The 23,932-nt window shown below is 65.0% G+C and carries 21 protein-coding genes; 7 read left to right on the forward strand and 14 right to left on the reverse strand.

The genetic code is table 11. From position 1 onward, the window contains the following. Position 1: 1 nt before the first annotated feature. Together DC363_RS13680 and DC363_RS13685 are read right to left on the reverse strand one after the other, a co-directional pair. A complete protein-coding gene (locus DC363_RS13680) occupies positions 2 to 1,207 on the reverse strand; it encodes a biopolymer transporter ExbB (RefSeq protein ID WP_241963003.1) in 1,206 nt (401 codons plus the stop codon). Between the two features lie 58 nt (positions 1,208 to 1,265). Further along, a complete protein-coding gene (locus tag DC363_RS13685; RefSeq protein WP_108641715.1) occupies positions 1,266 to 1,787 on the reverse strand; it encodes a gamma-glutamylcyclotransferase in 522 nt (173 codons plus the stop codon). Positions 1,788 to 1,853: 66 nt separating this feature from the next. Here DC363_RS13685 and DC363_RS13690 point away from each other — a divergent pair, with 66 nt between their 5' ends. Continuing rightward, positions 1,854 to 2,846, forward strand: a complete 993-nt coding sequence (locus DC363_RS13690; protein WP_108641716.1) for a DUF2125 domain-containing protein — start codon at positions 1,854 to 1,856, stop codon at positions 2,844 to 2,846. A 19-nt stretch (positions 2,847 to 2,865) separates the two neighbouring features. On the opposite strand, the gene DC363_RS13695 is transcribed toward DC363_RS13690, so the two are convergent. The 6 genes from DC363_RS13695 to DC363_RS13720 form a co-directional block, all read right to left on the reverse strand. Continuing rightward, on the reverse strand, positions 2,866 to 3,471 hold the full coding sequence (locus tag DC363_RS13695; protein ID WP_108641717.1) for an extensin-like domain-containing protein: 606 nt from the start codon (positions 3,469 to 3,471) through the stop codon (positions 2,866 to 2,868). Next, positions 3,468 to 4,385 carry a prephenate/arogenate dehydrogenase family protein gene (locus DC363_RS13700; protein WP_108641718.1) on the reverse strand — a complete coding sequence of 306 codons (918 nt, stop codon included), beginning with the start codon at positions 4,383 to 4,385 and terminating at the stop codon, positions 3,468 to 3,470. The genes DC363_RS13695 and DC363_RS13700 overlap by 4 nt, the downstream gene beginning before the upstream one ends. Beyond that, on the reverse strand, positions 4,385 to 5,464 hold the full coding sequence (gene hisC / locus DC363_RS13705; RefSeq protein ID WP_108641719.1) for a histidinol-phosphate transaminase: 1,080 nt from the start codon (positions 5,462 to 5,464) through the stop codon (positions 4,385 to 4,387). Before hisC ends, DC363_RS13700 begins: the two co-directional genes overlap by 1 nt. 90 nt (positions 5,465 to 5,554) lie before the next feature. Continuing rightward, positions 5,555 to 6,175 carry a 30S ribosomal protein S4 gene (gene rpsD, locus DC363_RS13710; RefSeq protein ID WP_108641720.1) on the reverse strand — a complete coding sequence of 207 codons (621 nt, stop codon included), beginning with the start codon at positions 6,173 to 6,175 and terminating at the stop codon, positions 5,555 to 5,557. A 255-nt stretch (positions 6,176 to 6,430) separates the two neighbouring features. Beyond that, positions 6,431 to 7,492: a Hint domain-containing protein gene (locus DC363_RS13715; protein ID WP_108641721.1), complete on the reverse strand. Its 1,062-nt coding sequence runs from the start codon at positions 7,490 to 7,492 to the stop codon at positions 6,431 to 6,433. 121 nt (positions 7,493 to 7,613) lie between these two features. Continuing rightward, a complete protein-coding gene (locus DC363_RS13720; protein ID WP_241963004.1) occupies positions 7,614 to 8,558 on the reverse strand; it encodes a lipid A-modifier LpxR family protein in 945 nt (314 codons plus the stop codon). Between the two features lie 298 nt (positions 8,559 to 8,856). On the opposite strand from DC363_RS13720, the gene DC363_RS13725 reads away from it, so the two are divergent. Then, a complete protein-coding gene (locus DC363_RS13725; RefSeq protein WP_158270880.1) occupies positions 8,857 to 9,633 on the forward strand; it encodes a Crp/Fnr family transcriptional regulator in 777 nt (258 codons plus the stop codon). Here the strand turns inward: DC363_RS13725 and DC363_RS13730 are convergent. The 4 genes from DC363_RS13730 to DC363_RS13745 are packed head-to-tail and all read right to left on the reverse strand — an operon-like array spanning position 9,630 to position 14,956. Beyond that, the gene (locus DC363_RS13730) at positions 9,630 to 10,838 is read right to left on the reverse strand and encodes a glycosyltransferase (protein WP_108641723.1); all 1,209 of its coding nucleotides are present in this window, start codon (positions 10,836 to 10,838) and stop codon (positions 9,630 to 9,632) included. The genes DC363_RS13725 and DC363_RS13730 overlap by 4 nt on opposite strands. Further along, entirely contained in the window at positions 10,835 to 11,770 is a 936-nt protein-coding gene (locus DC363_RS13735; RefSeq protein WP_241963005.1) for a glycosyltransferase family 2 protein, read from the reverse strand. Before DC363_RS13735 ends, DC363_RS13730 begins: the two co-directional genes overlap by 4 nt. Next, on the reverse strand, positions 11,709 to 12,911 hold the full coding sequence (locus DC363_RS13740; protein ID WP_108641725.1) for a glycosyltransferase: 1,203 nt from the start codon (positions 12,909 to 12,911) through the stop codon (positions 11,709 to 11,711). The genes DC363_RS13735 and DC363_RS13740 overlap by 62 nt, the downstream gene beginning before the upstream one ends. Then, on the reverse strand, positions 12,908 to 14,956 hold the full coding sequence (locus DC363_RS13745) for an HAD-IIB family hydrolase (RefSeq protein ID WP_108641726.1): 2,049 nt from the start codon (positions 14,954 to 14,956) through the stop codon (positions 12,908 to 12,910). Before DC363_RS13745 ends, DC363_RS13740 begins: the two co-directional genes overlap by 4 nt. 146 nt (positions 14,957 to 15,102) lie before the next feature. Between DC363_RS13745 and DC363_RS13750 the strand changes: the two genes are divergently transcribed. Then, on the forward strand, positions 15,103 to 15,903 hold the full coding sequence (locus DC363_RS13750; protein WP_108641763.1) for a sulfotransferase family protein: 801 nt from the start codon (positions 15,103 to 15,105) through the stop codon (positions 15,901 to 15,903). Here the strand turns inward: DC363_RS13750 and DC363_RS13755 are convergent. Both DC363_RS13755 and DC363_RS13760 read right to left on the reverse strand, forming a co-directional pair. Next, a complete protein-coding gene (locus tag DC363_RS13755) occupies positions 15,894 to 16,256 on the reverse strand; it encodes a response regulator (protein ID WP_108641727.1) in 363 nt (120 codons plus the stop codon). The genes DC363_RS13750 and DC363_RS13755 overlap by 10 nt on opposite strands. Next, complete coding sequence (locus DC363_RS13760; RefSeq protein ID WP_108641728.1) at positions 16,249 to 19,692, reverse strand: CheR family methyltransferase; 3,444 nt, start codon at positions 19,690 to 19,692, stop codon at positions 16,249 to 16,251. The genes DC363_RS13755 and DC363_RS13760 overlap by 8 nt, the downstream gene beginning before the upstream one ends. Positions 19,693 to 19,753: 61 nt before the next feature. On the opposite strand from DC363_RS13760, the gene DC363_RS13765 reads away from it, so the two are divergent. From DC363_RS13765 to DC363_RS13780, 4 genes are all read left to right on the forward strand, one after another. Next, positions 19,754 to 20,305 carry a hypothetical protein gene (locus tag DC363_RS13765; RefSeq protein WP_108641729.1) on the forward strand — a complete coding sequence of 184 codons (552 nt, stop codon included), beginning with the start codon at positions 19,754 to 19,756 and terminating at the stop codon, positions 20,303 to 20,305. 270 nt (positions 20,306 to 20,575) lie between these two features. Continuing rightward, positions 20,576 to 21,544 carry an ABC transporter substrate-binding protein gene (locus DC363_RS13770; RefSeq protein ID WP_108641730.1) on the forward strand — a complete coding sequence of 323 codons (969 nt, stop codon included), beginning with the start codon at positions 20,576 to 20,578 and terminating at the stop codon, positions 21,542 to 21,544. A 170-nt stretch (positions 21,545 to 21,714) separates the two neighbouring features. Next, positions 21,715 to 22,743, forward strand: a complete 1,029-nt coding sequence (locus DC363_RS13775) for an ABC transporter permease (RefSeq protein ID WP_108641764.1) — start codon at positions 21,715 to 21,717, stop codon at positions 22,741 to 22,743. Positions 22,744 to 22,753: 10 nt separating this feature from the next. Beyond that, positions 22,754 to 23,809, forward strand: a complete 1,056-nt coding sequence (locus tag DC363_RS13780) for a quaternary amine ABC transporter ATP-binding protein (RefSeq protein WP_108641731.1) — start codon at positions 22,754 to 22,756, stop codon at positions 23,807 to 23,809. The last annotated feature ends 123 nt before the right edge of the window (positions 23,810 to 23,932 follow it).

Genomic DNA, 23,932 nt, shown 5'->3' on the forward strand with positions numbered 1-23,932 from the left:
CCTAGCTGCCATCCTGCGCGGATTTTCGGGCTTCGCGGTTGCCCTGCCGCACGGCCTTGGTGAGTGCTGCCATATCCGCGCGCAAGTCGTGCACAACCTCTTGCCGACCCGCGGCCATCTCTTCCAGAATGCGCATCAGTCCCACGTCGATCGAGCGCAGCCGCATCCGGCTTTCCGCGTCGATCCCCTCCATGCCCGTGTCCTTGAGCGCGGCGATCAGCGCCTCTTGCGCGTCGGCCACGCGGGACAGTTGCGCCGAGGCATCGGCCGAGGCGGTGTTCTGCACCAGATGTTCGACGACTTCGGCCAGCGCCCCCAGACGGGTGTTCGCTTCGGTCCGGCTGGCTTCCGAAGCCGCGAACATGTCCTGCATCCGCTCCATCTGGTCGACCATGTGATCGACGACGCTGGCCATCGCCGTGGTCTCGCCGTCGACCTCATCCCCCGACGCCAGCCCCACGCGGGTGATCGACGACAGCCATTCTTCCAGCTCGCGGTAGAACCGGTTCTGCCCGTGGCCCGCGAACAGCTCCAGCAGGCCCACGACAAGCGAGCCGGCGAGACCCAGAAGCGACGAGGCAAAGGCCACGCCCATGCCGCCCAGCTGGCTCTCAAGCCCCGCTTGCAGACGCGCGAAGACCTCGGCACCGCTCTCCCCCTCCCCGGGGGAGAGGGAGCGGATCGTGTCGACGAGTGCCGGAACGGTCGTCGCCAACCCGTAGAAGGTGCCCAGAAGTCCCAGAAAGATCAGCGTGTTGACGATGTAGCGGGTGATTTCGCGGTCTTCGTCGATCCGCTGCGCCACCGTGTCGAGGATCGAACGGCTCGAGCTTGCCGAGAGGTGCATCCGCGCGCCCCGCGACCGCATCAACGTCGCCAACGGTGCCAACAGGGCGGGGGCCTTGACGTTGGGCGCGCCCAGCCGGTCCTGCACGAAGCCTTCGATCCAGCTGACAGATTTGATCAACTGCCAGACCTGCCAGAAACACGACAGCACGCCGATCACGAAGACGACGAAAATGAAACCGTTCAGGTAGGGATTGGCCAGAAACACCGGACCCACGCGGGGAAAGGCAAGGATCACGCCCGCCGTCACCAGCCCCAGCACCACCAGCATCGAAACGATCTGGCGCCAGGGTTGCGAGAAATGCGGCGCGGCCTCTTGCTCGCCCCCTGCCACGGGATCAGGCCCTTTTGCGTTTGTCATTGTATCCAACATAAAGACAGCGGTCCCAAACCCCAAACAAAATCAGGCACAAACACCTTCACGCCAATGTCTGCACGCGCTCCACGAGCCATGCAAGGTCGGGATCGTGGATGCCCATCTGCTCAAGGTGTGCGGCGGTGTTATAAAGGTATTCCGGGTTCGGCCCGCGCCCGCCCGCGGCCCGCGCGATCATCCGGGCCTGGGTTTCCAGATCGAACTGGCAGTATTGCTCATGCTCGGGGCTGACCACATAGGCCAGCGCCTCGATCTCGCGGCCATCCTCAAGCGACAGGGGCACATGGGCTTCAACATAGGCGGAGGAGACCAGCTCACGCTCGCGCAGCTCGGCCAGCACCCGCGCCTCATCCTCTTGGGCCACGCGAAAAGCCACGCCGGTGCAGATCGCGTCCGCCTTGTCCAGCGCCAGCACAAGGCCGGGCTTCTCGACCGTGCCGCGGTGGTGGATCGACAGCATGCAAAAGCTGCGGTGATAGCCATGCAGCACCGCCGTGACGGTTTCCGCCGGCACGAAGCCCGGGTTCCACAGCAAAGATCCGTAGCCGAATACCCACATTGTCATCTGCTTATGGTCCTTTTATTGCGGCTCCTCTAAACACCAAACCAACGCTTCGCGAAAGGGTCAAAGATGCGCAAACTCATTGCCTTGGTGGTCATCCTTGCCACGCTATACGGCGGCTACTGGTTCATTGGCCGCGCGCAGGTCCAGTCGCGCCTGACCGAGGCGCTGGCCCAGATCGACGCGGGCGCGACCGAAATCAGCTATGACGACCTGTCCACCCGGGGCTTCCCGTCGCGCTTCGACACCACGATCACCAACCTCACCGTTGCGGACCCGACCGCCGGGGTGCGCTGGGAAACCCCGATTTTCCAGCTTCTCGCCTTGTCCTACCGCCCCAACAACGTGCGCGCGCATTTCCCCGAGGAACAGGTGTTCACGCTTGACGGGGAACGGTTCACCTTGCTGACCGAAGAGATGGTCGCCCGGGGGCAGGTCAGCCCAAGCACCACCCTGCCGTTCCAGCAAGCGGAACTCGAACTCGTCAACCCGCGCCTGCGCACCGAGGAAGGGGCCGAAATCTCGCTGGCTCGCCTGTTTGCCGCCATGCGCCTCGCGCCGGATACCGATCAGACCTACGACGCGTTTTTCGAGGCCCGCAGTCTGGCCCTGCCCGACTATATCCGCAGGCTCGCGGACCCGCAGAACCTGCAGCCGCCGATGATCCAGAGCCTGCGACTGGACGCGGACATTGATCTGGACGCGCCGATTGCGTTGAACGCCGATGTCACCATGGGCCGGATCGAGACCCTGAGCATTCGCGAACTGGCGCTGGACTGGGGCGAGATCTCCCTCTCCGCGATTGGCGACCTGACGCCGGACGAAATGGGGCGGATCAACGGCTCGGTCACGCTGGCCGCGCGCAACTGGTCGCGGATTTTCGATCTGCTGATCGCGGCGGGCGTCGTCTCGGGGGACAGCCGCGAGCTTTATACCACGATCCTCAACGGGCTGGATGAGACGCCGCATATCCCCGACACGCTGACCGCCACATTGGCCTTTGACGACGGCGTGATGACGCTGGGCCCCCTGCCCCTGGGCGAAGCTCCACGCCTGCGCTAAAACGGCTCGGCCCTGTGGGTCAGCGGCAATAGCTGCCCGAGCGATAGCGCGCGGTGTCGAAGTGGAAATGATCGCGGTGGAAGCGGTTCGCCTCGGGTCCCAGCACTGTGCCGAAGGGGCCGCAGGCCGCCTGCCACATCTGCCGCAACCGCCGGCCCACGCCGCCGCGCCCCCAATCGGTCAGCACAGTCAGCTCGGTGCCGTTCTTCAACCGGATGCCCGCGATGTCGATGGCCCGCCCCTTGGCGTGCTCGGACAGGCGCGCGCCGGACTGGTTGTTGCGCGACCGGCACGCATAGTGCGACACCACCCGCAGCGCCGCCACGCCACCGCCCTCCGTGCCGACGGCGGGCTTCAACCCTTCATCAACCCACGTCTTCAACGCCCGCGCGGTGGTGCAATCCACGGTGGCCGCCGTGGAAAGACGCACGCCCGACACCTCGCGCAGGCGCACGGCGTTCTCGATCCCGCAGGCGCCCGCGCCCTGCACCTCACCGATCACTTCGCCGCGCAGGGCGGGATCACCGCAGACGCTGCCCTCAAGCGACAGCGCCACAGGCTCTTCCTTCTTTGCGCAGCTCGCCAGCACGAGCAGCAGCACGAACACGCTGGATCGAAAGGTCATGACTTCTCCGGATTGCGCCCAAAGTTGGGAACATCTGTATCCTGACCAGCCTCGATAATACCACGCCGGATGGCGCGGGTGCGGGTGAAATAGGCGTGTAAGTGCTCACCGTCGCCCTGCCGGATCGCCCGTTGCAGCGCGAAAAGCTCCTCGGTGAAGCGCCCCAAGATTTCCAGCGTCGCGTCCTTGTTGGTCAGGAACACATCGCGCCACATGGTCGGGTCCGAGGCGGCGATGCGCGTGAAATCCCGGAAACCGGCGGCCGAGAAATTCACCACTTCGCTGTCCGTCACGCGGCCAAGATCATCGGCCACCCCCACCATCGTATAGGCGATCAGGTGCGGCGTGTGCGATGTGACGGCCAGAACCAGATCGTGATGATCCGGGTCCATCTCATCCACCTTCGATCCCAGCGCCTCCCAAAACCGGCGCAGGCGGGCGGTCTCTCCCGGGTCCGCGCCTTCGGGGGTGAGCAAGCACCAGCGGTTGTCGAAGAGTTCCGCAAACCCGGCCTCGGGCCCCGACTGCTCGGTCCCCGCCAGCGGGTGCGCGGCGATGAAATGGACGTCTTCGGGCACGTACGGGCCGACCGCCTCGATCACCGCCCGCTTGACCGACCCCACATCGGAGAGCACCGCGCCCGGTTTCAACGCGGGCGCAATCTCGCGCGCCACGCGGTCCATCGCGCCCACGGGCACGCAGAGCACCACCAGATCGGCGCCGGCGACAGCTTCGGCGGCGCTGTCGCACACCACATCGCACAGCCCGATGCGCCGCGCGGTGTCCCGTGTCTCGACCGAGCGCGCATAGCCCACAACCTCACCGGCAACACCGGCGCGCTTCATCGCCCAGAACATGGACGAGGCGATCAGCCCCAGCCCGATCAGCGCCACGCGGTCATAGATCACAGCCATCACGACGCCCCCTTGAACTGGCCGATGGCGTGCACCACCCGGCGGCAGGAGGCTTCGTCCCCCACGGTGATGCGGATGCAATCCGGCAGGCCATAGCCGCCCACGTAGCGCAGCAGGATTCCCTGCGCCGCGAGATAATCGTTGCAGGCGCGCGCCTCCTCTTCCGAGGCAAAGCGCGCCAGAATGAAGTTGGCGGTCGAGGTGTCCGAAGGCACGCCCAACTCGGCCAGGGCACCGGCCATCCACTCGCGCAGGCGGGCGTTCTCGCTGCGGCATTTCTCCGTGTGGGCGCGGTCGCGCACGGCGGCCTCAGCGGCGGCCAGCGCGGGTGCCGACAGGTTGAACGGCCCGCGAATGCGCATCAGCACGTCGATCACGCCCTGACTGGCATAGGCCCAGCCGATCCGCAGCCCGCCCAGCCCGTAGATCTTGGAGAAGGTCCGCGTCATCACCACGTTGTCGAACCGGTCCACCAGTGCCTTGCCTGCATCGTAGCCCTCGACAAACTCCGCATAGGCGCCGTCGAGCACCAGCAGCGCCGTGTCGGGAATGCCCTCGGCCAGCCGCAGCAGCTCCGCCTCGCCCAGCATGGTGCCCGTGGGGTTCGCCGGATTGGCAAGATAGACGATGCGCGTGCGCTCGGTGCAGGCGGCCAGCAACGCATCCACGTCGATCCGCCGATCGCGTTCGGCCACGATCACCGGCGTCGCCCCGTTCGCATTGGCATAGATCGGATACATGGCGAAGCCGTGTTCGGTAAACAGCACCTCGTCGCCTGGCCCCGCATAGGCCTGCGCGATCAGCATCAACAACTCGCCCGAGCCATTGCCGCAGATCACCCGCGCCGGATCAAGCCCCCAGACCTCACCGATGGCCGCCCGCAGCCCGGCGTGATCGGTCGAAGGGTAGCGGTGCAAGCCAAGCGCCGCGCGTTCCAGCGCCTTTTTCGCCGCGTCCGAGGGGCCGAACGGGTTCTCGTTGGACGACAGTTTCAAGACATTCTCGACGCCGTCGACATGGGACTTGCCGCCCACATAAAGGTCGATTTCCATGATCCCCGGCTGCGGTGTGACCGCCATGGCGTTTCCTTCGCATTTTCAAACAAAAAGGCCCGCCACACGAAGGTGGCAGGCCCTATTCCTAACGACGCGACAGCGCCCTGCCCAGACTTAGTTCTGGGCGTAATATTCGATGACGAGGTTCGGTTCCATCATGACAGGATACGGCACGTCGCCAAGGCTTGGCGTGCGCACGAAGGTCGCGGTCATCTTGGAGTGATCGACGTCGATGTAGTCGGGCACGTCCCGCTCGGCAAGGCCGACGGCCTCGAGCACGGCCACGTTCTGCTTGGAGCGGTCACGCACTTCGATCACGTCGCCTTCCTTGACCCGGTAAGAGGGGATGTTCACCTTCTTGCCGTTCACGCGGACGTGGCCGTGGTTCACGAACTGACGGGCCGCGAAGACGGTGGGCACGAACTTGGCGCGGTAAACGACCGCGTCCAGACGCCGCTCGAGCAGACCGATGAGGTTTTCACCGGTGTCGCCTTTGACGCGCTCGGCTTCGCCGAAGATGCGGCGGAACTGCTTCTCGGTCAGGTCGCCGTAGTAGCCCTTGAGCTTCTGCTTCGCGCGCAGCTGGATGCCGAAGTCGGACAGCTTGCCCTTGCGGCGCTGACCGTGCTGGCCGGGGCCGTATTCACGACGGTTGACGGGGGATTTCGGGCGACCCCAGATGTTTTCACCCATCCGGCGGTCAATTTTGTACTTGGCAGACGTGCGTTTGGTCACGGCTGATCTCCTTCATGTTTTGTTAACGCCTTATCCGCAGATAAGCTCTGCGAACACGGCGCTCGAAGGGCGTTGTCCTCTGAGATACTCTCCGACAGGAATCCCCTTGCGGGGTCCACCAACACCAATGAGCGGCCCCCATACGCGCGCGCCCCTCGCCTGTCAACACCCGGCCCTTCTCTGGTTCGAAAATACCTCCGCCGGAGGCTCCGACGCAGCCACAAGCGCGGCCGCCACCCGCAGGGCGCAAACAGATCAGGCGGCGTGCCGCAGGATCGCCGCCTCCGAGGCTGAGACGACGCGGCGCGCATAGGCACCGTAGGAATTCGCATCTGCCTCGATCGCCGGAACCTGCGCGAACAGGCGGGCGCGGTCCGTTTCGTCCAGACTGTCGAGCCCGGCGCTGGCGGGGTGGAAGCTCTCGCTTTCGACCCCGTTAGCAAACACCACCTCGTGGCGCGGCAACAGCAGGTGGATATAGCGCACCTCACGCAGGGAGCGGTCCACATAGATCGACTGGTCGTCTACCAGATCGCGGGCGGCGACCAGAACCTCGTCGGTGTTGAACAGGTCCCGCGCCCGCGCGCCCTTGACCATCACCCGGTGATCGGGGCTGACCAGCAGGCCCGCGCCGGGCACGCCCTTGTCCAGAGACCCTGCCCGCAGCCGGACCGGACACAGGTGCGGCATGGCATAAAGCCGTGCCCCGGTTACGCGGCGCGCGCCGGTCCAAAGCACCTCTTGGCAGCCATTATCCTTGGTCTGGATCTTCACACCCTCGCCGATATCCTCGACCCGCATGGGGCCGTGTTCGGTCGCGATCATCGTGCCCGGGGTGAAACAGATCACCCCGCCCGAGGCATCTTCGTTCTGGTCACGCGATTTGAGGTCGACCGTGTGATTGACGATCCACAGATCGGTGGTCCGGGGCGGGATCTCTCCCACGAACATGCACAGCCGGGAAGACGGTGTCGCCCCTTCGATCAGCGTCACGGTCCAGGTGTCGCGCCCGTCGGTGACGGTGAAGCTCTGCTCGAACGCCGGGGCCTCCACCTCGACCAGATCCAGCCGCGCGGTGTTCACCTCGACGGCCCGCAGCAACCTGCGCACAGAGAGTGCCGCCCGCGTGCGGATGTCTGCCTCGCCCAGCGCGTCGCCCAATGGAAGGATCTCCGCGGGTCCGTCCACCCGCACCGCTTCGCCCGCCCATGACCACGCTGTCCCGACCCGCAAATTCTCGAGCGGTGCCGCCCAGAACCCGTCGAGTTCCGTCTGTGACCAGGAAATGACGAACGTGCCTCGAAAGCCCGTTTTCATACCTGTTTCTGCCTCTGCCTTCGTGTTGGCCCCGTCATTTGGCGCGGGGACCTTTGAACAGGCCTAGCAGAGGTGATTCGCGCCGATCAAGACACTTCGGAAACCCGCGTTAACTATTTATTCAAAAGTTGAAATTAAGCTTCAGTGAGCCGACGATCTGGCCCTCTGGCTGGCCCTCGAACTCTTCGCTGAGGTAAGTCACGCCATAGAAATAGGAAATCCCGTCGCCGAAGCGCCAGTGCAGCCCGGCGCGCGCGCGGAACCGCTCGTCCTTGGCGCGGGTGCCGAAGCTGGCGGGGAAATAGGCGCTGTCGCTGACGCGGGCGTAATCCGCGCCCAGCACGAAGCCGGTGCCGGCCTTGCCGTGATCGACGCCGGTATAAAGCTGGCCCGTGGGCACGTCCCGCAGCCACAGGTCCTGTTGCAACATCGGCCCGATCAGAACGTCGGCACCGACGCGCAGCAAGGTCTCGACCCCGTATTGCGCCTCAAGAAAGGGCCGCAGGCTGGTGCGGTCGTTCAAAGCCACCGGAGAGGACAGCTCGACCAGCGCGGTGGGATGAACGTCATCCCCGACCTGCCGATCCCTTACCCGGTCCGAGATGCTGGGCGCCGAAATCTGGTCGTGGAACGCGTCCTGCAGGTCAAGCATGCCGGTTTGCGGGCCGGTCGCCACCAGATCGACCCCCGCCGAGATGTCGAGCGCGCCGTGGCTGTAATGCGTGTGCAGCCCCGCCGAAAGCGCCCCCACATAGGCGCGATCGTTCGAGCCCGCCCCGTTTAGCCGCGCCGGGGCGATGATCTCGGAGCGCAGACGATATTCCAGAACCGCGCCGGGCACCTGCGGTCGCGCCCCACTCCAAGGGCGGCCGTGCACGATGGAATAGGAATAGGACCCGGTGCGCCAACGGTCACGGTGGTCCGCGAAGAAGTCATTGGTGAACAGCCGGCCGATGCCAAGCAAGGCGCGGTCCTGCGCCTCGGCCTGCGCCGTTGAGGCGGCCACCCAGCATAGCGCGCATGTCGTGATCACGCCCTTCCATCCCAGACCCATCGTCTCTCCCATTCTGGTTCATACTGTTCTGCCGTGCGACACATTGCCGTTGCCACCGCGCGCCGGTATCAGCGAAAAATGGGCCGAAAATATGACGCGGGGCCGACGGTCGCTGCGCTTTTGCAGCGGTTGTGGGCGCTGTACCATAGCGCGCGCAACGTCCGATTTCACTATGAAACCGGACCGGGATAACCAATACGACCTTGATGTTCCGGCCAGAACCCGCATGCTTGTGGCAGGCGTATCCGGTCCATGCCCCCTTACGGTAGTGACGGTGTCCCTGTTCAGTAAGGGTTTAAGAGGACGACACATGACAAACGAGACGACCCTGCCCGACGCCACCTTGCGGCCTGCGTCGCCGCATCCGCTGAGTCCACGGCAGATGGGCATGATGCGTCACTTGAGTGATCAGCAATGGGCAAGGTTGGCCCCGGCCATGACCGAGCGGGTGACCGCGCTGCCCGACACGGTGCTGAGCACACGCGGCAAGAAGCTGGAATACAGCCTGCTGTTGCTCGACGGGCTGGTGGCGCGCAGCGTGCCGCGGGCCGATCACGACCGCAGCACCTTCGTCGCCTTGCAATTCCCCGGCGATTTCGTCGACCTGCATGCCTTTCCTTTGAAAAAGCTTGACCATGATATTGTGGCGCTGACGCCCAGCGAGTTGGCTGTGATCCGGCACGACAAACTGACGGAATTGCTCAACGATGACGTAGAGCTTGCCCGCGTCCTGTGGTCCCTGACGCTGGTCGATGCGGCGATCCACCGCCATTGGGTCATGCGCAACAGCGCCATGCGGGCTTTCGGGCGGGTCGCCAATTTCCTCAGCGAGTTTGACGCCCGTATGACAGTGGCCTTGGGCGAAGAGCGCGACCGCTACCCGCTGGCGATCACCCAGGCCGACATTGCGGACGCCACGGGCGTGACCAAGGTCCACGTGAGCCGAACCTTGCGCGACCTGCGCGAGGATCAATGCTGCGCGATCCGCAATGGCACGCTTGAGATCATCTGCCGCGACCGGCTGCGCAAACGGGGGGAGTTCGACGATTCCTACCTGTATTTCCCCGAACCGTTCAAAACGGTCTAGGACACAGGTTCGGTCGAATAACCGGCCGCCATAACGCCCTGCCCTCCAACCGGTGTGCCGGTGCGGCCAGGCCCGGCGCGTCCGACCTGCAAGGCGTGGGACGGGTAGAACACCTCAGCGAGCGGCACGTCCTGCTCGGCCCGTGCGCGTGCATAGAGCCGCTCAAATCCGTCGATCATCGTCTCTGCCGAAAAATAGCTTTCCACGCGGGAGCGCGGCACCGTTGGCGGAATGTCCGCAGCCTGCACCAAAGCCTCGGCCAGATCAGCGGCAGTATCGCTGCGCGCGATCACCCCCGCGTTGCCCAGAACCTCGCGCACGGCCCCCTGCCCTGTTGAGGCAACCGGAAGGCCCGTTGCCATGGCCTCAACCGCGGCGAGGCCGAACGGCTCTTCCCAAAGTGGCGTGAACAACGCGACCGAGGCCTGCCCGTAGGCCTGCGCCAGATCCGCCGCGGCAAGGTGCCCGACATATTCGACCCCGCCGCCCAGATGCGGGCGCACGGCGTCGTTGAAGTAGTCGCGATGTTCGATGGTGCCGCAGATGCGCAGCGGCACGCCAGCCCGCTGCGCCGCCTCCGCCGCCAATGCGGTGCCCTTGGTGGGGGTGATGCGCCCGGCCCAGATGGCACTGCCGTCCCCTTGAGCATGATAGGGCCAGCGTTGCAACTCGATGCCGTTGTGCACCACATGTGCGGTGTCCGGCGCGCCATCGGGCCACCAGATTTCCGCCTGCCGCGCCGAGGTGACCGAACTGAGGTGCCACGGGGCCGCGCTGTCGCTCAGGGCGCGGCGCAGGACCTTGAAGGGCGGGATGTGCAGCGAGGTGACCATAGGCAAGCGCTGCGCCCGCGACAGACGCGGAATGAACCGGTGCAACGCGTTGTTGTGGATCACGTCGAACCCGCCGTCGAGCAGCAGCCGCGCGGCGCGGGCATAACAGACGTCGAGATGATCGTTGAGGATGTCGGTGCCGTGGAACTCGTGCCACGGATACCGGGTGTCGTAATGGGCATCAGTGATGGGCAAGAGCGTCACGCCCCCCGGCAGGCCCACGGCGCTGTCGGCGCTGGCCAGCAGCGTGACGTCATGGCCGCGGCGGGCGAGCTGGCCGGCCAGCGTATGGGTGAACGCCTCCATCCCGCCCATGAAGGGCGGCGCGATGGGGTGCCGGATGTGCCCCACGATGGCGATGCGAAACCTCATTCCGCGGCCACCTGCGCCGTCGCTTTGAGGTGGCGCAACACGCGGGCGGTGTTGGCGTAAGGCATGTGCGACTGTTGCTCGCACAGGGCGAAATCTGCGGCGTCGGGCTCACGGATCTGTCGCAGGGTGCCGTCGACCTCTTCGATCAGCCCCATGATGCGGAACGCGGTGAGCCAGTGCTCCATCGTGCGGTGGCCCCATTTCGCGGCGAACACCTCGGTGTTGCGCAGGATCGACGGGACGTGGTGGATCGGCGGCATGCAGTGGGGGTGGTGCTGGTGATAGACCTTGGCCCCCTTGGCCCAATAGATCGGCACCCCCAGATGGTCGAGCTGTCGGCCAAAGTCCGTATCCTCGCCGCCGTAGCCGGTGAAAGCCTCGTCAAAGCCGTCGGTCCGGTCCCAGTCGGCGCGGTGGATCGCGAAGTTCAGCGACCAGAAGCAGCGGTAATCCTCGCACCGTTTGAGCCCTTCGGCCGGCGGTCCCTGCCGGTCGGAGTGGCGTTCGGCCACGGCGTCGAAGCCCGCATAGGTCCAGCCCTCGGTCGCCGCCCCGGCGGGGAGGTAGTTGACCTCGCCCATGATCAGACCGTTGCCCGGGATGGCATAGCCCGCGTAGTCGGCGACAAGCTCGGGCGCGGGGATGCAATCGACGTCGAGAAAGACAAGGCAGTCGCCCGCCGCAGCCTCGGCCACGGAATTGCGGGCGCGGGACAGGGGCAACTCCTTGCCGTCGATGCGGATCTGGCGGATCGGGAAATCCGTGTCGGGGAGGTCGTCGTAGAGCCTGTCCTGCATCACGCCGATGACCAGCTCGTCGGGCTGGCGCGTTTGGCGAGTCAGGCCAAGGATGACGTTGCGCAGGTGCGCCTCACGCCCCCGCGCCAGCGTCAAGGCGCTGACGGTCTGTTGTTTCGGACGCGGGGTGCTCACTCGGATACTCATTATACTCTCCAGTCGTTACAGGGGTGTTGGGGGTCAACTGTTCGATCAGCCCGCACAGCCAGCGGGCCGTTTTCGGCGCGGCTTTTTCATCCACCAGCGCGCGTTGGCGGGCCGGGTCGTGGGTGCCGAGCGTGCGATCAATCGCGTCGCGCCATTGGCCCACAGAAGCGGGGAAATGCGGCATCATGTGCGCCGCCCCCGCCAGGTGCAGGACGCGGGCCTTCTCCACCTGCTCGTCGAAATAGCGCCATTCGGGGATCGCGAGCCACGGCGTCTCGGAGGCGAGGATCTGGTGGCAGGTCGTGTTGCCCGTGGAGGCGATGACAAGGTCGGCGGCGGCGAGGAACTCCTGCGCGTTGTCGACCCAGCCGTGATGGATCAGGTTGCCCGGCTCGGTGGCGTGCCAATCCTCATCGATGCGGCCGATGGTGCGCCAAGCAACGTCGGGCATGGCGCGGGCGGCGATGCCCAGCGGGGCCGATGCAAAGCCTGTGCCTCCGCCACCGGACATCACCAGCACCATGCGTTGATCGTCCTGCACGCCCAGCGTCGCGCGGGCCTTTTGCCGGGCGGATGGATCGGGCCGGCGCACGTCCACGCCCAGCCCGCCGACGAAATGCGTCTTTGCCAGATGGCGCGGCGACCAATCCTCTTGCGCGAGCGCGCGCGCGGCGGGACACAACAGGCCCACGGCCCCGTCATAGGCCGCCTGATGACCGGGATCGTCGCGCAGCCCGTGTTGCAGGACTTTGACGTGCGGCACGGAACACAGCCGCGCAAGCTGCGCGACCTCGGCCGAGACGTCCGAGATCATCAGGATCGGACGGGCGGTGGCGAACCATTGCGCCATGGTGGCCATCGCCTCGCGGATGCCGGGCCAGCCTAGGGGCGCGCAATGGACCGTCTCGGGGGCGGTGGTGATGTCGTTGATGTCCTCGGCCCCCGTCGGCTCAAACAGGGACGGCAGGGTCACAAGGTCCACCGGACGGGTGAACCGGGGGAAGATGCCCGACCGGGCGCAGAACACCGTGACGGGCTGATCGGCAGGCAAGGCATTGACCACGGCGGCACAACGCTCGGCATGGCCACGCCCCTGATGGTGCACGAAATATCCGATGGGGCGCGTCATTGTGCGGCCACCTGAACGGCGGGGTCCATGGCGTCGGGCGCATATCCGAACGCGCTCAACCCTTCGAGCACGCCCGCCGCATGATGGGCGTCGGACATATAGACGCCTTGCGGGCCAAGGGCGCGGCGCAGCTCGTCCATGGCGTTGCCCACGACGATGCCGCGCCCGTGCCCGGCCTGCGCGGCCTGCAGCATGTCCAGATCATTGCCGCTGTCCCCCGCCACGACCACCTGTGAGAGGGGAATCTGCATCCGCCGCGCCACCGCCTTGATCGCCTGCGCCTTGCCAGCCGCGCGGGGCAGCACGTCGATGAACCGCCCGTGCGAGGGGACGACGCGGGCCGCAATGCTGCGTTTGCCAAGGTAGCGCTGCAGCCGCGCGGCGTCCCATGCGGTGCCATAGCCGCTCAGCTTCCACTGGCGTTGCTCGACCTTCGGCTGCCACGTCAGGCCGAAGCGGTGCAGGGCCCGTTCGACCGCCGCGCGATCCCAGCCAGCGTCAAGCCGCAGGGCAAAATCATTGTCCAGCGCGAGACGGCCCTGCGCATCGGGGGCATAGATCTCGGTGCCGACCGAGGTGATAAACACCTGCGGCGTGGGCAGCTTCCACTGGCGCAGCACGCGCCGCGCCTCGCTCAGGGTCCGGCCCGACGCCACGGCGAACAGCGCACCGCTGCCCTTGTGCCATGCACCAAACCGCTCGGCCGATGCCGCGCAGCCTGTCAACGTGTTGTCGATGTCGCTGGCGAGCATCAGCGTCGGGGCGTGGAGCGGGGTTGCGGGGCGGGTCTCGGCATAGATCGCCTGCACGTCCTCGGCCCAATGGGCCCAGTCATAGCGCCCGACGTTGCATTGCCCGGCGAGTGAGGCCGCGTCCCATGCCTTGGCGTCGGACAGAAGCTCAAGCAGCGCAGTCTCGATCGCGCGGTGGTCGCGCGGCGGCACGCAGATGCCGTGCTGCAAATCGGCCACGATGTCCGCCGGTCCGCCTTCCTGCGTTGCCACCACCGGCACGCCATAGGACGCGGCTTCAAGGATCGTCAGGCCGAAAGGTTCATGCAGGGCGAGGTTCACGAACAACCCGCGACTGCGCGCGGCCCAGTCATACAGCGCCGCGACCTCGGCCTGACTGTGGCGGTCGGGCAGCGCCACCTTGCCGGTCAGGGTGTTGGCCCCCAGAATGTGCCGCAGACGGTCCACTTCGGCGCGGGCCTCGGCGTTGGCCTGCAATGGGTCCCCGTGCTGGCCCGCAAGGATCACGAGATTTGCGCGCTCCTGCAGCTTGCGGCTGCGGGCATAGACTTCGGCCAGCGTGGTCAGGTTCTTTCGCGCCACGGGACGGGCCACGGCAAAAAGCATCGGGCGCTCGGGGTTGGCAAGGTGCGGCTCAAGCAATGCGCGGGCCGCGGTCGGATCGGTCAGCCGAGGCAAGGCGACACCGGGCGAGACGCGATGCACCCGCGCCTGCGCCCCGCGCCCATAGGCGGCCGTCTGGCACTCTGCTTCGTCACGCGACGACAACACGACCGCATCGGCTTCGCACAGCGCGCGGCGCTCGGCTTCGATCCGGGGCTCATCGGGGGTGGCGGTGGACTTGCTCAGCGCGAGGGAATGGGGCGTGTAGATCACCGGGATGCCGAACCTGTCCCGGGCGGCAAAGGCGAGCACCGCGGCGTCGGCGAAATGCGCGTGCAGCACGTCCGGGCGGCGCGGCGCGCGCTCAAGATTGTCAAGAAAGGCGCGGGTCAGGGCCGGCACTTCGGCGGCCAGATCCTCTTTGCGCAGATAGGCCCGCTGCGCGGTCCAGAGGCGGCGGATCGACAGCTTCTGCGTCACCGGCTGGTTGGTTTGCGCGTGGATCAAGCCAAGGGCGGGATCCTCGAACGCACGGGTGACGATCTGCACCGCATCCACGTCCTTGCGTTGCGCCTGCGCGTTGGCCGCGCCAAGGATGTAGGTGATATGCCCGCCGGTATCCTCGGTCACGCCGTAGTTGACGTTCGGAGCGGTCAGACAGCCCCCCAATGCGATGTGACAGATGAACATACCCAAACTCCTTGCTGAGGGGGGAACCCCCGGGGTCTGGGTGGCTGTTCCAATAACATATGTTACGGCGCGGAAGGCTGGGCAAACCGGGGCGGCGGCCTACCTGCTAAGAATTCCCTTTGATTTGAATGCGCGAAGGTGCCGCGATGACAGATAAATTCGCCCCGCGTCCGCGGTATCTTTTCATCGGCGGGCTGCATCGGTCGGGCACGTCGCTCGTCAACCGGCTGGCCAACGCCCTGCCCGGTGCGGGCGGGATCACCGGGTCGGCCGCGCCCGAGAATGAGGGGGTTTATCTGCAAGGGGCCATCCCGCACACCGCCCTGTCGGGGCGGCCCATGCAGTTTGCCACCAACCCCGAAGAACATCTGACCGAGGCGCACCCGCTCAACCGGTTGGAGACCCGGCTGCGGCTGGACCATGACTGGGACCCGTGGTTCGCGCCGGGGCTGGACTGGCGGGTCGAGAAATCGCCTGTGAACCTCACGCGCATGCGGCTGTTGCAGCAGCTGTTCCCCATGGCGCAATTCATCGTCGTCCTGCGCCACCCCGAAGCGGTCGCCGCCTCGGTCGCCGCCTGGGTGGACGCGGCACCGGCGGCTTTGATCGACCACTGGTGCGAGGCCCATGCGCAACTGGCTGCGGACCTGCCCTATCTCCATGCGGTGCTGATCCTGCGGTATGAGGGCATCATCCGCGCGCCGGACCGCGCCCTGCATCAGATCGCGGCGTTTCTTGACACCAAGCCCGCCAGCACGCCGGAGGCCATCGCCGACGGCAACCGCCCCTATGTGGGCGCCCCCGCCCTATCGCCTACGCAAGCGGATGCCGTGGCGCGCTGGGGTTACGGGCCGGAACTGGCCGTGCATGACTGGGCCGGCCACGTGCAGCATCCCCTGCGTGCCGTGCGCGAGGCCGTGATCCAGCTGGCGGTGCCTCAGGACTGACTGGCGAGGGTCTTGAGCGTTTCCGACAGCTGGCCGAGACTAAAGGGCTTGTCGAGGAAGGCGAACCCCTCATTGCAAAGGCGATCCGCCTCAAAGCTGTTGCCCGAGGCAAAGACCACCTGAACGCCGGATTCCTTCAGCTTTTGCCCCAAGGCGATGCTGGTCTGCCCCCCATCCACGTTGATGTCGAGCATGGCGAGGTCGAAATCCCCTTCGGCGGCTTTCTTTTCCGCGCTCGCCAGCCTGTAGGCCACCTCGACCTGTCCGAATCCAAGAGATTCCAGATGTTCGCTGGTGTCGAGGGCGACCAAAGGCTCATCCTCAAGATACAGGATCTTCTTGTCGTCAAACATTCACAGGGTCTTCCATCGGGGCCGCAATGAGGGCGTATTCGATGGCTATACTCATGGTAAGGCCCTCTGGTTCCCAAATTCGCGAAATACTTCCCTCAAGACTGCCTTCAAGGGTCGAGGTGATCAGCTGTGAGCCGAAGCCGGTGCGTTCGGGTTTCTCGACCGGCGGGCCGCCCCGTTCGGTCCAGGTTAGCACCAGCCGGTCGCTGTCGGCGTCATTGATGCGCGACCACGTGATGGTGACATAGCCTTCGGGGACCGAAAAGGCACCGTATTTGGTGGCATTGGTCGCCAGTTCATGCACCGCCATGCCCAGCGCTAGCGCCGCTTCCGAAGTGACGCGCAGGTCCGGCCCCTTGATCGTCACCCGCTCTTCTCCATAGACGTCGATGGTCTCTGGCTCGACGATGCTGCGCAGGGTGGCGGACGACCATTTCTCGGCGGTGAGCAGGGAATGGGTCTGCGATAGCGCCCGAATGCGCCGCTGCAAGGTCTCGAACACGGCGCGGTCGGTGGTCGCGTCGCGGGACGCGCGGTTAATAAGCGAATTGACGTTGGACAGCATGTTTTTCACGCGGTGCTCAAGCTCGCGCATGATCTGGCGCAGGTTGTTCGCGGTCTCGACGTGCTCGGTGATCTCGCGCACGTTGGTCGACACGGCGGTCAGCCGCCCGTCGCTGAAGAACGGCAGGAAGTCGAACAGCCAGATGTGCTGCTTGTCGGGGTCGTCGCGGGTCGTGCCGGAGATCTCCTGATCGATGACCGGCTGACCCGTCTCGAACACCTGCCGGACGTTGGCTTCGATCACCTCGGCGGCCGAGGGCAGGACGTCGCGGACCGTGCGGCCCACGTGATCCGTGCGCGACAACCCGTTGAGGCGCGCCAGTTGTTCGTTCAGCCGCAGATAGACCATGTCGCGGCTGATCAACCCCATAGCAAGGGGGCTGGTCTCGTAGATCTGGCGCACCTCTTCGGCGCGCGCCTCGGCCTGTGCGCGGGCCTCATCGGCGGCTTTCACGGCCGTCCGCAGTTCGGTGACGTCGAGGATCGTGAAAACAACGCCGCGTTGGTCAAGCCCGTCGGGCGAATAGGGCATGATCCGCACGGACAGCGCCTTGCCCTCGTCGGTGGCGAATTCCTCGACGGTCTCCTGTTGCGCGGTGATGACGCTTTCGCACAGCTCAAGCAGGCGCGCGTGATCGAGTTCCGAGTTGAGGTCCTCCAACGGGCGACCGAGATCGGCCTCGGAGAAGCGGAAATAATTCTCCGCCTCGGGGGTGTAGCGCAGCACACGGAAGGCATCGTCCAGAAAGACGGTGGGAATCCGCGACGACTGGATAAAGTTGGCAAGGTCGGTGTTGGCTTGATGCAGGTCGCGCAGCTTCTGCTGCAACTCGTCGTTGATCGTCGTCAGCTCTTCGTTGGCCGACTGCAACTCTTCGTTCATCGACATCATTTCCTCGTTGGAGCTTTTCAGCTCTTCGTTCGAGGTCTCGAGCTCTTCAACGGTGGTGCGCACTTCCTGCCGCGCTTCTTCAAGGTCGCGTTCCAGCGTCGCGACATACTGGTCCGGTTCCGATCCGGCGGTGATCCCGACCTCGGGGCGGTCCTCAAGCAGGTCAAGCCGGTCCCGCAGCACGATCAACTGGCTGCCATCGGCCAGTTGCCGGACGATGACGACGACGCGTTCGGTGCGGCCGTTGATCTCTCCCTGAAAATCGACCTCGGCAGCCTCTCCGACGTCAAGGGTCTTTCGGGACAGTTGCCGCAGGGCCGGCTCAAGCTCGGGCGCGATGGTGTCGAACAGCTTGACCGAGATCACGCCGGACCGCAGCGCCAGAAAGCGTGTCGCCTGAGGCGAGGCGAAAAGGACATCGCGGTGCTCATCCACGTGCAAATAAGCCGGGGCGTAGTTTTCCAGCACCAGCCGGTCGATGGCGCGGGGATGAGGCTCCGTCGCCTCGGGGTCGGGCATCGACGGGACCGCGCCGGGCTGCGCCATGCGCCCCAGATACAGCGGTTTGGACGCCCCGGGACGCCGCCGGAACAGGCGCGAGCGCATTGATGTCTCTTCAAACAGGGTCTTGATCCCCCTGGGGTTTTCGCTGGGCCCGAGAAACAGGTGCCCGCCGTCGCGCAGGCCGTGATGGAACACCTGCATCGCGACCTCTTGCAGGCTGTCCTTGAAGTAGATCAACACGTTGCGACAGGACACCAGATCAAGCTTCGAGAAGGGCGGATCCTTGACGAAGGAATGCCGCGAGAAGCGCACGATGCCGCGCAGTTCCTTGCTGATTTCATAGCCGTTCGCCACCGGACTGAAATATTGCGCCAGAAGGTCTGCAGGCACGGCTTCGGAGATCGCGTCGGAATAGATGCCGGTGCGCGCGGCGTTCAGGGCCTGCTCGTCGATATCCGTGCCAAAGACCACCACGCCGACCTTCTTGCTCACGCGCTTGACCTCTTCCGCAACCAGCATCGCGATGGAGTAGGCCTCTTCCCCCGTGGAACAGCCGGCAACCCAGATCCGCAGGTCGCTGTCGGGCTCGGCTTCCTCCACCAGCCGCGGGATGACATCGGCCGCCAGCGCGTCGTAGTGCTCGGGGTCGCGGAAAAAGCTTGTCACGTTGATCAGAAGATCGCGGAACAGCAGGTCGGCCTCATCCTTGTGGGCCACGAGATAGGCCAGATATTCGCCCGGCGTCGCGCAGTTGAGGACCGACATGCGCACGGCGACCCGGCGCCGGATCGTTGCATCCTTGTATTCGGAGAAATCGTAGCCCGTGCGAAAGCGAAGCTGGCGGATGATCCGGCCATAGGCATCATCGTCCGCTTCGATCCCGTCGTCGGTGCGCAGGGCGAAGTAATCCTTGACGACATCGACGATTTCTTCCGCGTCCAGCACGACATCGGCCGTGCCCTGATCGATCACGCTGCGGGGCATTCCATCGTATTTCGCCTGATCGGGGGTTTGCACGAAGACAAGGCCCCCCTCGCCCTTGATCTCGCGCGCGCCCTCGGCGCCATCGCTGCCCGTCCCCGAGAGCACCACCGCAATGGCGTTGTCCTTGTGGGCCTGCGCGAGGCTTTTGAAGAAGTGGTCGATCGGCCGGCGCAGCCCGCGCGGCTCTTCAAACGCGATCAGCTTGAGCGTCGCGCCCTCGATCCCGAGCTCGTAACCGGGGGGCAGAAGATAGATGTGCCCGGCTTCAATCGTCATGTTGTCGGTGATGCTGTGCACTGGTGAGGCGGTCTTCGAGCGCACCAGCTCGGGCATCAGGCTGTCGTGGTCCGGGTCAAGGTGCTGAACCAGGATCAGCACAAGATCATGATCGTCCGGCAGCCCCTTGAGCAATCGCTGGAACGCTTCGAGTCCGCCCGCAGAGGCCCCGACGCCCACAAGGATAGGCGCGACCGACTTAGGAGTTTTGGACATGGGGAACGAACCGATCTATAGCAGGGGTGGATGATGACAAGATCACAAGGACAGGGTTTCGATGCAATTTAGCGGAAAAGTCGAATTCGGAAAGTTGCAAAATGCACTCGACAAGATGCATTTTGCAATCACCATCTCGAACCTGTCGGCCCCGGATCAACCTTTGGTTTATTTCAACCCGGCGTTTCAGACCTTGACCGGGGCGACCGCCGAGCATCTGGGGCAGAATTGCCGGTTCCTGCAGGGCGACACGGAAAACGACGCCGCGCGGGCGGAGATTCGCACCGCGCTGACCGAGAAACGCCCGACCCTTGTGGTGCTCAAGAACGTGCATCAGCAATCCGGTGAGCTGTTTCACAACCTGCTGATGCTCGAGCACGTCGGCGTTTACGAGAACGCCCCCGAGCTGGCCGTCGGCACCCAGTTCGGCCTGTTGCCGGAGGAGTTGAACGACATGGATCTGCCTGACGGCCAGGTGCGCCACAGCGTTGTGGCGCAGGTCGCCGACACGATCCTGCGCACCCGTCTGCAACGCCGCCGGATCGCATCGGACACGGCCGTGCGCCTGTTGCAGTCCTGGTCGATCATGGCAGCCCAGCCCGGTCCGGCTTAGGCGCGGCCGCCCCCCGCGCCAAATCCGGGCGCTGCGAGGCAGAAAACCGACCTTTGTCCGTTGATTCGCGACCGCCTATACACGGATCAGACTGGTCCGCCACCGGATATACCTTGCCCCCGGGGGTTGAACCTTGGGCGGTGGTTTGTTTGGTTCCGGCCGAACGGTGCCAAGGTGGGCCCCTGTCCGGGCGCCGGCCTGATGCACCCACCCTGACGAGTCATGCGCCGAAGCCCTTGCGACCGGCGCCACACAGAAGGAGATAACGTGATGAAAAAGTATCTGTTGGGAAGCGCCGTCGCGCTTGCGATCCCCGGTGCCGCACTGGCGGCCGACGACTGCGGCGAAGTGACGATGGCCGAAATGAACTGGGCCTCGGCGAAGATCGTCGTCGCCGTGTCCGAGTTCCTGCTTGAGCAGGGCTATGGCTGTGACGTCGCTGTCGTGCCCTCTGACACGACGCCTGCGGTGACATCGCTGGCCGAGAACAACGAACCCGACATCGTGCCCGAACTTTGGCCGAACGCAGCCGGTGACGTCTATGACAAGCTCAAGGAAGGCGGCCAGATCGTCGAGCTGACCAGTGTTCTTGACCCCGGTGGTGTCGAAGGCTGGTGGCTGCCCGCCTATCTGGTTGAAGAGCACCCCGAACTGAAGACGATCGACGGCGTGCTGGCCAACCCCGAACTGGTCGGCGGCATGTTCAACAACTGTCCCGATGGCTGGGGCTGCCGCGTGATCAGCGACAACCTTGCCCGTGCGTTCGATCTGGAAGGCAACGGCATCGAAGTCTTCAACCACGGCTCCGGTGAGACGCTGGCCACCTCCATGGCCTCGGCGTTCGAGAACGAAGAGCCTTGGTTCGGCTACTACTGGGGCCCGACCACGCCGCTTGGCAAATACGACATGGTGAGCATCGATCTGGGTGAATTCGACGAAGACGCCCACGCCGCGAACCAGAACGCCAACACCCCCGACCCGCGCCCTTCGGCCTTCCCGACGGCGCCGATCCTGACCATCGTGACCAAGGACTTCTACGAGTCCCACCCCGAGGAGTCGGAGCTTCTGACGAACATCTCGTTCAAGTCCGACACGGTGAGCGGTCTGCTGGCCTGGCAGGATGAGAACAACGCAACGGCCGAGGAAGCCGCGGTGTATTTCCTGGAAAACAACAAGGACCAGTGGGGGGCGTGGCTGAACGACGATGCCCGCGAGAAACTTGCACCCCTGCTTGAATAATCCTGTTACGAAGGGCGGCATCTGCGGGTGCCGCCCTTCTGCTTTTTATCACCGACGGTCCCGCAGGGCCGTCGGCTCTTTTTTTGGCGCAGGGGCGCCGCGCGATCACGCGCAGATGGACGGATGACAACAAAGACGACGACGGCGCCAGGCGCCGGAAGGGTAATGAGATGGCAACATATGATTTTCTATTCGACAAGACAGGGCTGAGGGGCTGGTGCGGCGAAGAAAGCAGCGGCCTGTCCTCGATGGCGGACCTGCTGGGCAATTCCGGCGGCGGGGACGACACGACATCGCTGTGGGATACGCCGTTTCCCTCGCTCGATGCGCTGCACGACGCCTGTGACAAGATCCCCCAGTCGCGGGACCTCACACTAGGGCTGGAGCGCGGGTTTCTCGACATCAAGGATGGCCTGAAGGTCATCGTCGACCCGATCACGCAACCGCTGAGCTGGGCGCTCGAGAATGCGCTTTGGCTGATGCAGGCGATGCCCTGGTTCATCATGATTCCGGCGCTGATGCTGATTTCCTGGCTGGTGGGCCGGTCGCTCAAGCTGGTCGGGCTGGTGGCGGTCGTCTTTGGCCTGCTCGCATTTGTGGATTACTACGATTACACCATGCAGACGCTGGCGATCATCTTCGTCTGTGCCTTTATATGCGTGTTGCTCGGGGTGCCCATCGGCATTGCCATGTCGCGCAGTGACCGGGTGCAGCGGGCGGTCATTCCCATCCTCGACATGCTGCAGACGCTGCCGCCCTTCGTCTATCTGATCCCGCTGATTTTCCTGTTCAGCGTGACCGAGCCGAAGCTCTACGGCATTGCGATCATCCTTTACGCAATCGTGCCCGTGGTGCGCCTGACCGACCTTGGCATCCGGCTGGTCGATCCCGACGTGATCGAGGCGGCGGATGCCTTCGGCATGACCGAGCGGCAGAAACTTTACCGGGTGCAGGTGCCGCTGGCGCTGCCCAACATCATGGCGGGCGTCAACCAGACCATCATGATGAGCCTTGCCATGGTCGTGATCGCATCCCTCGTCTCGGCCCCCGGGCTTGGCGTGCTGGTGCTGCGCGGCATTCGCAACCTTGAACTGGGCGTCGGGCTGTTGTCCGGTCTGGGCATCGTGTTCCTTGCCGTCATCCTTGACCGGGTGACCAAGGCCGCCTTGGCCCGTATCAATGCACAGCAACCCCAGTAAGGATATTGAGATGACTGACACGACACCCAAAATCTCGATCCGGGGTCTTTACAAGATCTTCGGAAACGACCCTGAAACCGCCCTGCAACGGGTCAAGGACGGCATCGGCAAGGCCGAGCTGCTGTCCGAGACCAACCACGTGCTGGGGCTCAACGACATCAACGTCGACATGCCCACGGGCAAGACCACGGTGATCATGGGGCTGTCGGGCTCGGGGAAATCCACCCTGATCCGGCACCTCAACCGGTTGATTGAACCCACGGCGGGGGAGATCCTCGTCGACGGGGACAACATCCTTGACTATTCGGCGCGGCAGCTGCGCGACCTGCGGCAGCACCGGATGTCGATGGTGTTCCAGAAGTTCGCGCTTCTGCCGCACCGCACGGTGCTGGAGAACACGGGGCTTGCCCCGTCGATCAGCGGCCAGCGCCCCAAGGCCTATGCCGCCGAGGCGACGAAATGGCTCGACCGGGTCGGGCTTGAGGGTCAGGGCAACCAGTATCCGGCGCAATTGTCGGGCGGGATGCAGCAGCGCGTCGGGATCGCCCGGGCGCTGACCTCTAACAGTGACATCATGCTGATGGACGAAGCCTTCTCGGCGCTCGACCCCCTGATCCGCACTGACATGCAGAACCTGTTGATCGAGTTGCAGAACGAGTTGCAGAAAACGGTCGTTTTCATCACCCACGATCTGGATGAGGCCTTGAAGCTGGCGGACCATCTGGTGATCCTGAAAGACGGGTTCATCGTGCAACAGGGCGAGCCGCAGCAGATCCTGCTGCACCCCAACGATCCCTACATCGAGGACTTCGTGGCCGACATCAACCGCGCCCGCGTGCTGCGCGTGCGCTCGGTGATGGAAAAGACCACCGCCCCCGCCGAGGGTGTCAGCGGTGAGGTTGACCACGACGACACGCTGGAAAACGTGATCGAGGCCTCGGGCGGCGACACCAACAAGCACTACAAGGTGACGCGCGACGGCGAACAGGTGGGCGTGCTGCACATGCGCGACCTCGTTCGCGCACTGGTCCCCCGCGGCCCCTCTGCCGAGACCGCGAGCCACTAAACAAACCAAGCGGCGGGGCGGTGTGCCATCCGGCACCCCGGCCCGCCGCCCCTCCCCCCCCGGCCCTGCTCTTATGCGACGGGCGCCCACCAGCCCCTCCTGCAACACCCAAGCGCCACGCCC

Origin of the sequence: Thalassorhabdomicrobium marinisediminis, assembly GCF_003072065.1 — a bacterium.
GTDB classification, from domain to species: domain Bacteria; phylum Pseudomonadota; class Alphaproteobacteria; order Rhodobacterales; family Rhodobacteraceae; genus Octadecabacter; species Octadecabacter marinisediminis.